General features: G+C 63.9%; 13 protein-coding genes. All 13 read left to right on the forward strand.

All coding sequences use genetic code 11. The features are described from left to right. Positions 1-96 precede the first annotated feature (96 nt). Positions 97-264 carry a hypothetical protein gene (locus tag ACVWZ4_RS17450; RefSeq protein WP_456699581.1) on the forward strand — a complete coding sequence of 56 codons (168 nt, stop codon included), beginning with the start codon at positions 97-99 and terminating at the stop codon, positions 262-264. Between the two features lie 222 nt (positions 265-486). Next, the gene (gene glmM, locus ACVWZ4_RS17455) at positions 487-1,830 is read left to right on the forward strand and encodes a phosphoglucosamine mutase (RefSeq protein ID WP_456699580.1); all 1,344 of its coding nucleotides are present in this window, start codon (positions 487-489) and stop codon (positions 1,828-1,830) included. Positions 1,831-1,995: 165 nt separating this feature from the next. Further along, positions 1,996-3,246 (forward strand): MFS transporter, encoded by a 1,251-nt coding sequence (locus ACVWZ4_RS17460; protein ID WP_456740823.1) that lies wholly within the window; start codon positions 1,996-1,998, stop codon positions 3,244-3,246. A 228-nt stretch (positions 3,247-3,474) separates the two neighbouring features. Beyond that, positions 3,475-4,347 (forward strand): outer membrane protein, encoded by an 873-nt coding sequence (locus ACVWZ4_RS17465; protein WP_456737306.1) that lies wholly within the window; start codon positions 3,475-3,477, stop codon positions 4,345-4,347. A 169-nt stretch (positions 4,348-4,516) separates the two neighbouring features. Continuing rightward, the gene (locus ACVWZ4_RS17470; RefSeq protein ID WP_456737307.1) at positions 4,517-5,338 is read left to right on the forward strand and encodes an outer membrane protein; all 822 of its coding nucleotides are present in this window, start codon (positions 4,517-4,519) and stop codon (positions 5,336-5,338) included. Between the two features lie 74 nt (positions 5,339-5,412). Beyond that, positions 5,413-6,003 (forward strand): glutathione S-transferase family protein, encoded by a 591-nt coding sequence (locus ACVWZ4_RS17475; protein WP_456740824.1) that lies wholly within the window; start codon positions 5,413-5,415, stop codon positions 6,001-6,003. A 30-nt stretch (positions 6,004-6,033) separates the two neighbouring features. Further along, positions 6,034-6,498 carry an N-acetyltransferase family protein gene (locus tag ACVWZ4_RS17480; RefSeq protein WP_456699575.1) on the forward strand — a complete coding sequence of 155 codons (465 nt, stop codon included), beginning with the start codon at positions 6,034-6,036 and terminating at the stop codon, positions 6,496-6,498. Between the two features lie 159 nt (positions 6,499-6,657). Continuing rightward, positions 6,658-6,864 carry a hypothetical protein gene (locus ACVWZ4_RS17485; RefSeq protein WP_456737309.1) on the forward strand — a complete coding sequence of 69 codons (207 nt, stop codon included), beginning with the start codon at positions 6,658-6,660 and terminating at the stop codon, positions 6,862-6,864. Between the two features lie 79 nt (positions 6,865-6,943). Continuing rightward, positions 6,944-8,116, forward strand: a complete 1,173-nt coding sequence (locus tag ACVWZ4_RS17490) for a phosphoserine transaminase (RefSeq protein ID WP_456740825.1) — start codon at positions 6,944-6,946, stop codon at positions 8,114-8,116. Positions 8,117-8,284: 168 nt separating this feature from the next. Then, entirely contained in the window at positions 8,285-9,874 is a 1,590-nt protein-coding gene (serA, locus tag ACVWZ4_RS17495; RefSeq protein ID WP_092239881.1) for a phosphoglycerate dehydrogenase, read from the forward strand. A 254-nt stretch (positions 9,875-10,128) separates the two neighbouring features. Beyond that, positions 10,129-11,301 (forward strand): thiolase family protein, encoded by a 1,173-nt coding sequence (locus tag ACVWZ4_RS17500; RefSeq protein ID WP_456699572.1) that lies wholly within the window; start codon positions 10,129-10,131, stop codon positions 11,299-11,301. 70 nt (positions 11,302-11,371) lie between these two features. Continuing rightward, positions 11,372-11,614, forward strand: coding sequence for an aromatic-ring hydroxylase C-terminal domain-containing protein (locus ACVWZ4_RS17505; RefSeq protein ID WP_456705086.1), 243 nt, complete (start codon positions 11,372-11,374; stop codon positions 11,612-11,614). Positions 11,615-11,769: 155 nt separating this feature from the next. After that, complete coding sequence (locus ACVWZ4_RS17510) at positions 11,770-13,743, forward strand: methyl-accepting chemotaxis protein (protein WP_456740826.1); 1,974 nt, start codon at positions 11,770-11,772, stop codon at positions 13,741-13,743.

The raw sequence follows: 13,743 nt of genomic DNA on the forward strand, positions 1-13,743 counted from the left end.
CCCCAGCCCGTCTTGTCCCAGGCGTCTTGCATCGGAAGATCGAGGGGTCATCTAGCATGGTTGGATGCACAGCCAAATCGTTTGCGAGAGGGCGTCATGACCAAGCCGCACGCCGGACCTTCACCGGAAGAGATCAAGGAAAAGCAGGACCTCGAGGATGCGCTGGAGGAGGGTCTGGAAGAGACCTTTCCGGGCTCCGATCCCGTCAACGTGACCCAGCCGGCGCCGAGCCGCGCGGATGGTCATGTAAAGCGGACGGACTAGGGGCGGTTCCCTCTCGTTCCAGCGTTCCAGCCATGATACATAGTGTTAACAATGGGTTGCAGGGGCGATGGCGGCTCCTGGCCCCGTAATGATTAATCACATTTTTTGAAACCAAATTAGCCCCGATGGCTCTATAACACGCCCAGCAAATCAGGGATGCGGGGCCCGCCAGGGCAGTCGCAGCTTGTCTTGGGGATCCCTGGTTGTTGCGTGGGGGACGATATGAGCCGCAAATATTTCGGGACGGACGGTATCAGGGGCCGCGCCAACGGACTGATCACGCCGGAGCTCGCGCTCAAGGTCGGCCAGGCCGCGGGCCTTGCGTTTCAGCGCGGTGATCACCGCCACCGGGTCGTGATCGGCAAGGACACCCGTTTGTCCGGTTACATGATCGAATACGCGATGGTCGCGGGCTTCACCTCGGTCGGCATGGACGTGCTGCTGGTCGGCCCGATGCCGACGCCGGCGGTGGCGATGCTGACCAAGTCGATGCGCGCCGATCTCGGCGTCATGATCTCGGCCTCGCACAATCTGTTCGAGGATAACGGCATCAAGCTGTTCGGCCCCCAGGGCTTCAAGCTCTCGGACGATGTCGAGAAGCAGATCGAGCAGCTGCTCGACGAGCCGATCGAGAAGCGGCTCGCGCAAAGTGCGAGCCTGGGCCGCGCCCGCCGTATCGACGGCGTGCATGATCGTTACATCGAATTCGCCAAGCGCACGCTGCCGCGCGATCTCTCGCTCGACGGCCTGCGCGTCGTGGTCGATTGCGCGAACGGCGCTGCCTACAGGGTGGTGCCGGAAGCCCTGTGGGAATTGGGCGCCGACGTCGTGCCGATCGGCGTCGAGCCCGACGGCTTCAACATCAACAAGGATTGCGGCTCGACCTCGCCGGAAGCGCTGTCGAAGAAGGTGCGCGAGATGCGCGCCGACATCGGCATCGCGCTCGACGGTGACGCCGACCGCGTCATCCTGGTCGACGAGCGCGGCCATGTCGTCGACGGCGACCAGCTGCTGGCCGTGATCGCGCAGAGCTGGAAGGAAGACGGCCGCCTCTCGCGTCCGGGCATCGTAGCCACCGTGATGTCCAATCTCGGCCTCGAGCGCTTCCTGAAAGGGCAGGGTCTCGATCTCGTGCGCACGCCGGTCGGCGACCGCTACGTGCTCGAGCAGATGCTGAACGGCGGCTACAATCTCGGCGGCGAGCAGTCCGGCCACATCATCCTGTCCGACTACGCCACGACAGGCGACGGCTTCGTTGCCGCGCTTCAGGTGCTCGCGGTCGTGCAGAAGCTGCGCCGGCCGGTGTCGGAGGTCTGCCATCGCTTCGATCCGCTGCCGCAGATCCTCAAGAACGTCCGCCACAAGGGCGGCAAGCCGCTCGATGATTCCGATGTCAAGTCGGCGATCTCGGACGGCGAGAAGCGGCTCAACGGCCATGGCCGTCTGTTGATCCGCTCGTCGGGCACCGAGCCCGTGATCCGCGTCATGGGCGAGGGCGAGGACCGCATCCTGGTCGAGGACGTCGTCGACACCATCGTCTCCGCGCTGGGGCAGGCTGCGGCTTGAGGCGCACCGGTTTCCGCGTACGCGGTTGTTCACCTCTCTCCAGCGGGGAGAGGTGAACGCCGGAGCTCCATCGCGCATCCCAGCCATTTCCGATTGGCGGTGGATCGGCTGCCGCCAGCATCGTACCTGTGAGGTCGCGGCAATCTGCCGCGCCGGGATGCTGCATTGAACAAGCCTGTCGTCGTCTCAGAGGAAACGCTCACCGAGCCCGTCGTCGTCAGCGACGTCGCGCCTGCCGCCAAGGCGGCCGCGGGGCCGGCCTATGTCGTGCTCGCCGGCATCAGCTTCTCGCACTTCCTCAACGATACCATGCAGTCGCTGATCGCCTCGGTGTATCCGATCCTGAAGGACACCTACGCGCTCGACTTCGCGCAGATCGGCATGATCACGCTGGCGTTCCAGTTCACGGCGTCGCTGCTGCAGCCGGTGGTCGGCCACTACACCGACAAGAAGGCGCAGCCTTACTCGCTGTCGATCGGGATGGCCTCGACCTTCTTCGGCCTGCTGCTGCTCAGCGCCGCGCACCAATATCTCATCATCCTGATCGCGGCTGCGCTGGTCGGTCTCGGCTCCGCGGTGTTCCATCCCGAATCCGCCCGTATCGCACGGCTTGCCTCCGGGGGGCGTTACGGCTTCGCGCAATCGGTGTTCCAGCTCGGCGGCAGTTTCGGTACCTCGATGGGGCCGGTGCTCGCAGCCCTCATCGTCGTGCCGTTCGGTCAAGGCAGCATCGCCTGGTTCTCTTCGATCGCGGGCCTTGCCATCATCATCCTCTGGCGCATCGGCCGCTGGTACGAACCGCAGATCAAGGCCAGGAAGACGGCGGCGGTTCAGGCCCATCCCGATGCCCCGAGCTCGCGCCGCGTCGCTGTTGCGCTTCTCGTGCTGGTGGCGCTGCTGTTCTCGAAACAGCTCTACGTCTCGAGCCTGTCGAGCTACTACATCTTCTATCTGATCGACCGCTTCGGCGTGTCGACGCAGGCGGCGCAGATCTACCTCTTCATTTTCCTGGCGGCCAACGCGGTCGGCGCGTTCCTGGGCGGACCGCTCGGCGATCGCTTCGGCCGCAAGATCGTGATCTGGATCTCGATTCTCGGCGCGCTGCCGTTCACGCTGGCGCTGCCCCATGCCGGGCTCTATGCAAGCGCAGTGCTGTCGGTGATCATCCGCCTCATCATCTCCTCGACGACGTCGTCGATCATCGTGTTCGCGCAGGAACTGGTGCCGCATCGCTTCGGCATGATCTCCGGCGTGTTCTTCGGCGTCGCGTTCGGCATCGGCGGCCTGGGGGCGGCCGTGCTCGGCAAGGTCGCCGACCATACGTCGATCGAGTTCGTCTATCAGGTCTGCGCCTACCTGCCGGCGATCGGCCTGCTTGCCGTGTTCCTGCCAAAACTGCCACGGCACGCGCGTTAACAGTTCCTCCCTTGCCGCCACGCGGCTTCACCAATCGTTAGCAATTGCGGCGTGCAAGCGCCGCATTTTTGCAACGCTTGCGCGTCATCCGCGTGCAGGTAGAGAAAAAATCAACCTTAAAAATTAGGGTTAAGTGGCGCTTAAGAGTTTGGTGCCATCGTCCGGCCCGTGAGTTTCCAGAACGTGAGGCGCTCGTATTGAGCCTCACCGGCCATAAGGACGAAGCCAATGCGTAGCGTTAAGTCTCTCCTTGCCGCGGGTGCGGCATCACTGATCTCGTCGATGGCATTCGCCGCCGATATGCCGATCGCGGCTCCGCCCCCCATGTACGCGCCGCCCCCGCCCGCCGACTTCGGCGGCTGGTATCTGCGTGGCGACATCGGCTTCAGCAATCAGAGCGTGAAGAACATCAGGAAGTCCGATCCCGCAGCTTACTCCCAGGTCAGTTCGCTCAACGAGACGACAGGTTTCGACGCGGCGGGAATCTACGGCCTCGGCGTCGGCTATCGGGTCAACAGCTGGTTCCGCACGGATTTTACCGGTCAATACCGCGGCAATTCCAACTTCAAAGGCTCGGATGTCTTCCAGGCTTCCGCCTACGGCGTAGGTTACTCCGGAATCGATAACTACAGCGCCAGCAAATCGGAATTGCTTTTCCTGGCCAACGCCTATGTCGACCTGGGCACGTGGTGGTGTATCACCCCGTTCATCGGTGCTGGCGTCGGCGCAGCGCGCGTCAATATTTCAAACTTCACCGACACCGGTGCCGTTTCGCCGTTTGTCGCAGCGGGCCCGACCGTTACCAACGGAGCATTTCCGAGCTACGCGACCGCAGCGAGCGGGTCCAAGTGGAATTTCGCCTGGGCAGCCCACGCCGGTCTGGCCTACAAGGTTAGCCAGAGCATGACCCTCGAATTGGCCTACAGCTACGTTGATCTCGGAAGCGGCACCACTGGCGCCATTTCAGACTTCACGGGCTTCACCCGGGGCAACACGTTCAAATTCAACGACATCACCTCGCACGATGTGAAGCTCGGCGTGCGCTGGGATCTCAACAGCCCGCCGGTCTACGCGCCGCCGCCGCTCGTCACCAAGGGCTGATCGCAAGCCTCATCGGTTAATCTGTCTTAACGGCGCGGGATCATCCCGCGCCGTTTTGCTTTGCGCATTTTTCATGGCCTGGCGGCGACGAAAGCCCCAGGCGCAACCATTGGTTAAGGTTAACGGGCCATGATCACGGGCAAGAGTTCGAGTTCAATGGAGCGTTGCAATGCGTAGGCTTTTGTTGGCAGCGGCGATTTTGGGATCGGTATCCGTCGCACACGCGGCCGATATGCCGGATCTCCCCGTCCTGCGCGGCGCGCTGACCGACGGACTGAGCAACTCCAACGTCATCTGGCAGGGCTTCTATGCCGGCGCCCAGGGCGGCTATGGAGCCTCGGACGAAAGCTTCAGTGGCACGAACGCCAACATGCTTGCCGCCTTGCTCGACCATAACGTGATCGAGCAGATGCAGGTCTCGCAATGGAATCTCGGACTCGGCAAGCAATCGAGCCGCGCCAGCGGCTATGGTGCCTTCTTCGGGTATAACGAGCAGTGGGAAGACGTCGTCTACGGTCTCGAAATGAGTTATCTGCACGGCTCTTTTGGCGGCTCATCCAATGCGTTCAAGGAGCTCGTCAGCGGAAGCAAGCTTTCCGACGGCTCCTTTCACGACGTTGCGGTAACGTCCTCGGCCGCGATCGCGATCTCGGACATGGCGACGTTCCGTGGACGCGCGGCTTATTCCTGGGGCTGTTTCCTGCCCTACGTATTCGGCGGGCTCGCCCTCGGCAAGGCCGACATCTCGCGGTCGGTTCACGTCACCGATGCGGTCAGCACCGACGGAGTTTTTTTTACGCCGCTGCAGCCGCTGTCGGCGAACGATACCCAGCATAACCACCTGATCTACGGCTACACGGCCGGTCTCGGCATGGACGTCAACCTGGTTGGCGGTCTCTTCATGCGGGCGGAGTGGGAATACATTCGCTTCACCTCCCAGGTCGACACCAGCATCAACACCGTTCGTGCCGGCCTCGGCTACAAGTTCTAGGCGCGGCTTCCCCGCGTCGCGGTTGACAGGCCGGTTACGTCCTGATGCTCTGTCGCCCGGCATGGGGCGGCGCGATGCGGATTTACGGCGACAGCAATTCGGGCAATTGCCTGAAGGTGAAGTGGGTGTGCGATCATCTCGCATTGCCCTATCGCTGGATCGAGATCGACACCCGCAAGGGCGAGACGCGCACGCCGCAGTTCCTGAAGATGAACGGCGCCGGCCAGGTGCCGACCGTGGCTTTCGACGACGGCCGCACGCTGGCGCAGTCCAACGCCATCATCCGCTATCTCGCCCGCGACAGCGCGCTTGTTCCGCGCGACGCCTTTGTCGCTGCCAAAATGGACGAGTGGCTGTTCTGGGAGCAGTACAGCCACGAACCCTATATCGCGGTGTGCCGCTTCCAACTGGTGTATCTCGGCAAGGATGCTTCCGAGCTCGACCCTGACAAGGTCAAGCGCGGTCATGCGGCGCTCGAGCGCATGGAGCAGCATCTCGGAACGAGTCGCTTCTTCATCGGTGATGCGGTTTCGCTCGCCGACGTCTCGCTGCTCGCTTATACGCGCCTGGCGCATGAAGGTGGCTTCGATCTCGGCCGTTACGCCGCCATCCTGCGCTGGATTGCAGAAGCCGAGGCCTGTCTTGGCCTGCCGCCGGCGCGTTGAGCCCCTTGCGTTTAGCCCGGAGTTTTCCGCATGAGCGACAAGTCCGTGTTCATTCGTCCCGCGCGCCGCGAGGATGTTCCGGCGATCGTGGCTATGCTCGCCGACGATCATCTCGGCCGCGCCCGCGAGCGGGTCGAGGATCCCCTGCCTGCCGTCTACTACCAGGCCTTCGAGCGGGTCGAGCGCGATGCCAATCTCACGCTCGTGGTTGCGGAGAGCGAAGGCAGGGTGGTTGGCTGCCTGCAACTCGCGGTGCTCGCAGGCATCAGCTCGCAAGGCGGCATTCGCGGTCTGCTCGAGGATGTCCGCGTTGCCACCGATTGCCGCAGCCGCGGCATCGGCGAGCAATTGGTGCAATGGGCCGTGACGGAAGCGAAAGCACGCGGCTGCAACCTGGTCGAATTGCTGACGCATTCGAGCCGCGTGGATGCGCAGCGCTTCTACAAGCGCCTTGGATTTGCGTTGAGCCACGCCGGCATGACTGTGCGGTTTTGATGCAGCCCGTGGCAGCCGTTGCGCGATCAACGAAATCCGATCGCGCGTTCGTTCATCTTAAGGGCTGATAAACTACCCGTTCGTCGTTCACGTTGATTGGGGAACGAAGGGTGCTACGGCAGCGTCTCACACCGGGCTCGGGTCGGTTCGGGGATTTCGATGACAAGCTATTCCATGATCAAGGTCGGCAACGATTACGTCGTGCAGGCCGATGACAAATGCATTTTGAAAGTCGGCAGCCGCCGCCGCGCCGCGCAATTGATCAGCGAGGCCACGGACTTACTGAACGCGCTCGCGCCCGTCGCGTCCCCCGGTGTCGTGCCGGCGGAGCCATCACGCCAGGGTGAAGCGCCGGAACTTCCTTGACTGCTCTTCCCGATTCCCGTATCAGCCGCGGCGGGACACCTCCCCCCAACGGGAGGCTTACTATCTGGAAGGGTAGACGATGACTGTAGCGAAGCCCGCTTCGCGGCCGAACGTGCCGCATTTCTCCTCCGGCCCCTGCGCCAAGCGCCCCGGCTGGAACGCCCAAAATCTCAAGGACGCAGCGCTCGGCCGTTCGCATCGCGCGAAGGTCGGCAAGACCAAGCTCAAGCTCGCGATCGACCTGACCCGCGAAGTGCTTGAAGTGCCCGCCGATTACCGCATCGGCATCGTGCCGGCGTCCGACACCGGCGCGGTCGAGATGGCGCTGTGGTCGCTGCTCGGTGCGCGGCCCGTCACCACGCTGGCCTGGGAATCCTTCGGCGAAGGCTGGGTCAGCGACATCGTCAAGGAATTGAAGCTCAAGGACGTCACCAAGCTCAACGCTGGATACGGCGAGATCCCTGATCTCTCCAAGGTGGACCCTGCGAGCGACGTCATCTTTACCTGGAACGGTACCACCTCAGGCGTGCGCGTTCCGAACGCCGACTGGATCAGCGCGACCCGCGAAGGTCTCACGATCTGCGACGCGACGTCTGCCGCCTTCGCGCAGCCGCTCGATTTTGCAAAACTCGATGTCGTCACCTTCTCCTGGCAGAAGGCGCTCGGTGGCGAAGCCGCGCACGGCATGCTGATCCTGTCGCCCCGCGCGGTGGAACGCCTCGAGACCTACAAGCCGGCGTGGCCGCTGCCGAAGATCTTCCGCATGACCAAGGGCGGCAAGATCAACGAAGGCATCTTCGTCGGCGAGACCATCAACACGCCCTCGATGCTCTGCGTCGAGGATTATCTCGACGCGCTGAACTGGGCCAAGTCGATCGGTGGCCTCAAGGCGCTGATCGCGCGTGCCGACGCCAACACCAAGGTGCTGGCCGACTGGAAGGCGAAGACGCCCTGGATCGACTTCCTGGCCAAGGATGCCGCGATCCGATCCAACACCTCGGTGTGCCTGAAGTTCACCGACCCCGCGATCACCTCGCTCTCGGACGACGCGCAGGCGGAGTTCTCCAAGAAGCTGGTCGCGCTGGTCGAGAAGGAAGGCGCCGGCTACGACTTCGCATATTATCGCGATGCGCCGGCCGGCCTGCGCATCTGGTGCGGCGCCACCGTCGAGGCCAAGGACGTCGAGCTGCTGACGCAGTGGATCGACTGGGCTTTCGCCGAGACCAAGGCCGCGCTCGCCAAGGCGGCCTAAGTTCTGACCCTCCCCCGGAGGGGGAGGGTCGACGCACCGCCAGGTGCGGCGGGGTGGGGTGATCTCTCCACGCGGCGCACCGGCGATTTTCTTTCCGCGGCTTCACCCCACCCCGGCGCTTCGCGCCGACCCTCCCCCTCCAGGGGAGGGTGTGAAGGACACATCCCCATGACCAAACCCAAAGTTCTCATTTCCGACGCGCTCTCCCCCGCTGCCGTGCAGATATTCAAGGACCGCGGCGTCGAGGTCGATTTCCAGCCCAACCTCGGCAAGGACAAGGACAAGCTCGCCGAGATCATCGGCAATTACGATGGCCTCGCGATCCGCTCGGCGACCAAGGCGACTGCCAAGATCCTGGAGAAGGCGACCAATCTCAAGGTGATCGGCCGCGCCGGCATCGGCGTCGACAACGTCGAGATCCCCGCGGCCACGGCCAAGGGCATCATCGTGATGAACACGCCGTTCGGCAATTCGATCACGACCGCCGAGCACGCCATCACCCTGATGCTGGCGCTCGCCCGCGAGATTCCGCAGGCCGACGCCTCGACCCAGGCCGGCAAGTGGGAAAAGAACCGCTTCATGGGCGTCGAGATCACCGGCAAGGTGCTCGGCGTGGTCGGTTGCGGCAATATCGGCTCGATCGTCGCCGATCGCGCGCTCGGCCTGCGCATGAAGGTGATCGCGTTCGATCCGTTCCTGTCGCCGGAGCGCGCCAAGGATATCGGCGTCGAGAAGGTCGAGCTCGATGACCTCCTGAAGCGCGCCGACTTCATCACGCTGCACACGCCGCTGACCGAGAAGACCAAAAATATCATCGATGCGGCCGCCATCGCCAAGATGAAGAAGGGCGTGCGCCTGATCAACTGCGCCCGCGGCGGTCTCGTCGACGAGCAGGCCGTGGTCGATGCGCTCAATTCCAAGCACATTGCGGGCGCCGCCTTCGACGTGTTCGTCGAGGAGCCCGCGAACACCAACGTGCTGTTCGGCCATCCCAACGTGATCTGCACGCCGCACCTCGGCGCCTCCACCACGGAAGCGCAGGAGAACGTCGCGCTGCAGGTCGCCGAGCAGATGTCGGACTACCTGCTCACGGGCGCGATCTCGAACGCCGTGAACTTCCCCTCGATCACGGCGGAAGAAGCGCCGAAGCTGAAGCCCTTCATCGCGCTCGCCGAGAAGCTCGGCTCGTTCGCCGGCCAGCTGACCGAAAGCGGCATCCTCAAGGTCGAGATCACCTATGAAGGCCACGTCGCCGAAATGAAGATCAAGGCGATCACCTCGGCCGTGCTGTCGGGTCTGCTGCGGCCGATGCTGGGCGAAGTCAACGTGGTGTCCGCGCCTGTTGTCGCCAAGGAGCGCGGCATGGTCGTTGACGAGATCGTGCGCGCCGCCCAGAGCGATTATGAGAGCCTGATCACCGTGACGGTCGCAACCGAACGCCAGGAGCGTTCGGTCTCCGGCACCGTCTATCATGACGGCAAGCCGCGCCTGGTCGACATCAAGGGCATCCGCGTCGACGCCGAGTTCGGCAAGTCGATGATCTACGTCACCAACGAAGACAAGCCCGGGTTCATCGGCAGCTTCGCCGGCCTGCTGGGCGATGCCAGGATCAACATCGCGACCTTCCATCTCGGCCGCGTCGAGCAGGGCGGCGACGCCATCGCACTGGTCGAGGTCGATGGCGCGGTGCCGGCGGACGTGCTCGCCAAGGTGCAGGCGCTGCCGCAGGTCAAGCAGGTCAAGGCGCTGACGTTCTGATCCTGCTCTCGCTGTCGTCATGGCCGGGCTCGTCCCGGCCAATCCACGTCTTGCCGCGCGGCACGAGCAACGTGGATGCCCGGGACAAGCCCGGCATGACGAATGGATGGAGTGACGTACAGATGGATATTCCGACCCGCGGAACAACGTCGCCTCTGTGACCGGAGGCGGCGTTTTTGTTTTCCGCAGGCGGTGATCTCAGTGTACCAATGCCGTCAGAACGCACCAACCAATCGTTCGACAGGGAGAAAACAATGCGTGAAGCCGTCATCGTTTCCTATGCGCGCACCGGCCTCGCCAAGTCAGGCCGCGGCGGGTTCAACATCACGCCGCCGATGTCGCTCGCGGCGCACGCCATCCATCACGCTGTGAGCCGCGCCGGCGTCGAAAAGGACTATGTCGAGGACTGCTATCTCGGCAATTGCGCCCATGGTGCGCCGAACATCGGCCGCCAGGCTGCGCTGCTCGCGGGCCTGCCGAAGTCGACCGGCGGCGTCTCGGTGAACCGCTTCTGCTCCTCGGGCCTGCAGACCATCGCGATGGCCGCCAACTCGATCCGCTCCGACGGCGCCGACTGCATCGTCGCCGGCGGCGTCGAGAGCATCTCGATTCCCGGCGGCGGCACGCCGAAGGAATCGATCGATCCCGATTTGCTCAAGACCGCGCCCGACATCTTCATGGCGATGATCGACACCGCCGACATCGTCGCCGAGCGCTACAAGCTCAGCCGTGAATATCAGGACGAATATTCGCTGGAGTCGCAGCGCCGCATGGCCGCGGCGCAGCAGGCGGGCAAGTTCAAGGACGAGATCGTCCCGATGAAAACCAGGATGAAGGTCGTGGACAAGGCCACCAAGGCCGAGAGCATCGTCGATTACGTCGTCGATCGCGACGAATGCAACCGCCCCGAGACCACGCTTGAGGGCTTGGCAAAGCTCGAGCCGGTGAAGGGCCCGGGCAAGTTCGTCACCGCCGGCAATGCCAGCCAGCTCTCCGACGGCGCCGCTGCCGTGGTGCTGATGGAAGCCAAGGACGCCGAGAAGCGCGGCCTCGAGCCGCTCGGCCGTTTCGTCGCCTGGGCAGCGGCCGGCTGCGAGCCTGACGAGATGGGCATCGGTCCGATCTTCGCCGTGCCGAAGCTGTTGAAGCGCCATGGCCTCAGGATCGACGACATCGATCTCTGGGAGCTCAACGAGGCCTTCGCCAGCCAGTGCCTCTATTCGCGCGACAAGCTCGGCATCGATCCCGCCAAGTACAACGTCAACGGCGGCTCGATCGCGATCGGCCATCCCTTCGGCATGACCGGCGCCCGTCTCACCGGCCATCTGCTGCAGGAAGGCGCCCGCCGCAAGGCCAAGTGGGGCGTCGTCACCATGTGCATCGGCGGTGGCCAGGGCGGCGCCGGCCTGTTCGAGATCTACAGCTGATCTGAACGCAGGACCGTAAAAGGCACGGCGCGCGCGAGCGCCGTGCCTTTTTGTTGCGCATCCCGGCACGCTGATCGGAGAACGTCTCAGAGCCGCGAAAGGCCTGTTGCCGGACTTCGACGCGCGCGCATCCCTTCGAGCGCTCGCAAACCGCGGGGATGATCGCATCATGTATATTGCAGGCGAGCCCAGGGACCGGCTGGGCGTGAGCGCCGTGCTGGTGCGCCCGGACGGATTCGTCGCGTGGGCCGATGACGGCGCAATCGATGAAGAGGAGATCGCCCGAGCCGCAGCGCGATGGTTCGGCGAATGAAGGTCCGGCTGTGCACTCTTGCGTGCATTCTCTATGCACCCTGGCGTGCATTTGGTCACAATGCAAGTAGTCTTACGTGCCCGCAAATTAACGGAAATTTCTACACATAAGCGCTTTCATGAACCGCATCAGTCACAAACGATATTGCGATTACGATGCGGATTTTCCCTCTTCGGCTTACACACAAGATCACGGCCATCGGCGTCATCGGCGTTGTCGGCGTCGTCCTGATCGGCAGCATCCATCTCTATGGCGAGCGGGCGATGGGCGTCTATCGCGACGCGGCCGAGAACGCGCGCACGATTCACGAGCTGAACAGCAGGATCGCCATCGAGCTGCTGGAAGGACGCCGGGCCGAGAAGGATTTCCTGCTGCGCAGCGATGCAAGCAAAGCCCAGCGCCAGATCGAGATCGGCAAAAAGGTTGCCGTCGACATCGAACAGCTTCGCGACAGGATCGCGGCGATCGGCAAGCCCGATCTGGCGCAGGAGATCGAGGCGATGACCGCCTCGCTGAAGACCTATCAGGCGCGTTTCGCCGCGGTCGTCGAGGAGCGGCAACGTCTCGGGCTGGATGAGAATTCCGGCCTCGAAGGCCGCCTGCGCGCCTCCGTCCACGAGATCGAGAGCAAGGTCGATCAGCTCCATGGTTCCGCGCTCAAGGTGATCATGCTGATGATGCGCCGGCACGAGAAGGATTTCATGCTGCGCCGCGACGCCAAATACGGCGACGAGATGAAGAAGCGTACCTCGGAATTTTCGGCCGGCATCGATTCCGCTGCCATTCCCGACGCGGCAAAGACCGAGCTGCGCCAGAAGCTCGCCGACTATCAACGCGACTTCTCCGCCTGGATGGTGTCGGCCCTGAAGCTCGCGACGGAATCGAAGGGCATGTCGGAAGCGTTCGCAGCGGTCGAACCGGTGATCGAGCAGGTCTCGAAATCGGTCGACACCATGCGCGCCGAGGCCGACCGGCTCAACGATGCCGAGCGGAACGCCATCCAGTTCTGGATCGCCATTGCAATCGCGCTGATCGCGTCCGGCGTGCTCGGCCTCGGCATCTTCATCGGGCGCTCGGTCTCGAAACCGCTGTCGGCGATGCGGGTGGCGATGATCGAGCTCGCCAAGGGCAATTTCGCCATCGTGCTGCCCGGGCTCGGCCGCCCCGACGAGATCGGCGAGATCGCGCAAGCGGTCGAGACCTTCAAGATCAATGCCGAACAGAAAGCGCGCGACGAAGCCGAAGAGAAGATCAGGCAGGACAGGCTCGCCGCCGAGCGCCGCCGCGCCGACATGATCCGGATGGCCGACGATTTCGAGGGCGCGATCGGCGAGATCGTCGAGACGGTGTCGTCGGCGGCGACCGAGCTCGAGGCTTCGGCGACGTCGTTGACGACGACCGCGAGCCGCTCGACCGAATTGGCCACGCTGGTCGAGGCCGCCTCGGAAGAGGCCGCGACCAACGTGCAATCGGTGGCGTCCGCGGCCGAACAGTTGGCCGCTTCGGTCAACGAGATCAGCCGCCAGGTGCAGGCGTCCGCACGCATCGCCGGCGAGGCCGTCAGCCAGGCCGGGCAAACCAACGATCGCGTCGGCGAATTGTCGAAGGCAGCCGCGCGCATCGGCGACGTGGTCGAGCTCATCAATGCGATTGCCGGCCAGACCAATCTCTTGGCGCTCAATGCGACCATCGAGGCGGCGCGCGCCGGCGAGGCTGGACGCGGCTTCGCCGTCGTCGCCTCCGAGGTCAAGGCACTGGCCGAGCAAACTGCAAAAGCGACCGGCGAGATCGGTCAGCAGATCGCCAGCATCCAGGGTGCCACCAACGAGTCCGTCGGCGCGATCAGGACCATCGGCGGCACCATCGAGCGCCTGTCCGAGATTTCGTCCACGATCGCGGCCGCGGTCGAAGAGCAGGGCGCCGCGACCGGCGAGATCTCGCGCAATGTGCAGAGTGCGGCGGCCGGCACCTCGCAGGTCAGCGCCAACATCAGCAATGTCAGGCAGGGCGCGGTCGAAACCGGCTCGGCGTCGTCGCAGGTGCTGTCGGCGGCGAGATCGCTGTCGGGCGACAGCAACCGGCTCAAGCTCGAGGTCGGCAGGTTCCTGGATACGGTGCGCGCGGCGTAA

This window comes from Bradyrhizobium sp. USDA 4472, from assembly GCF_054058595.1.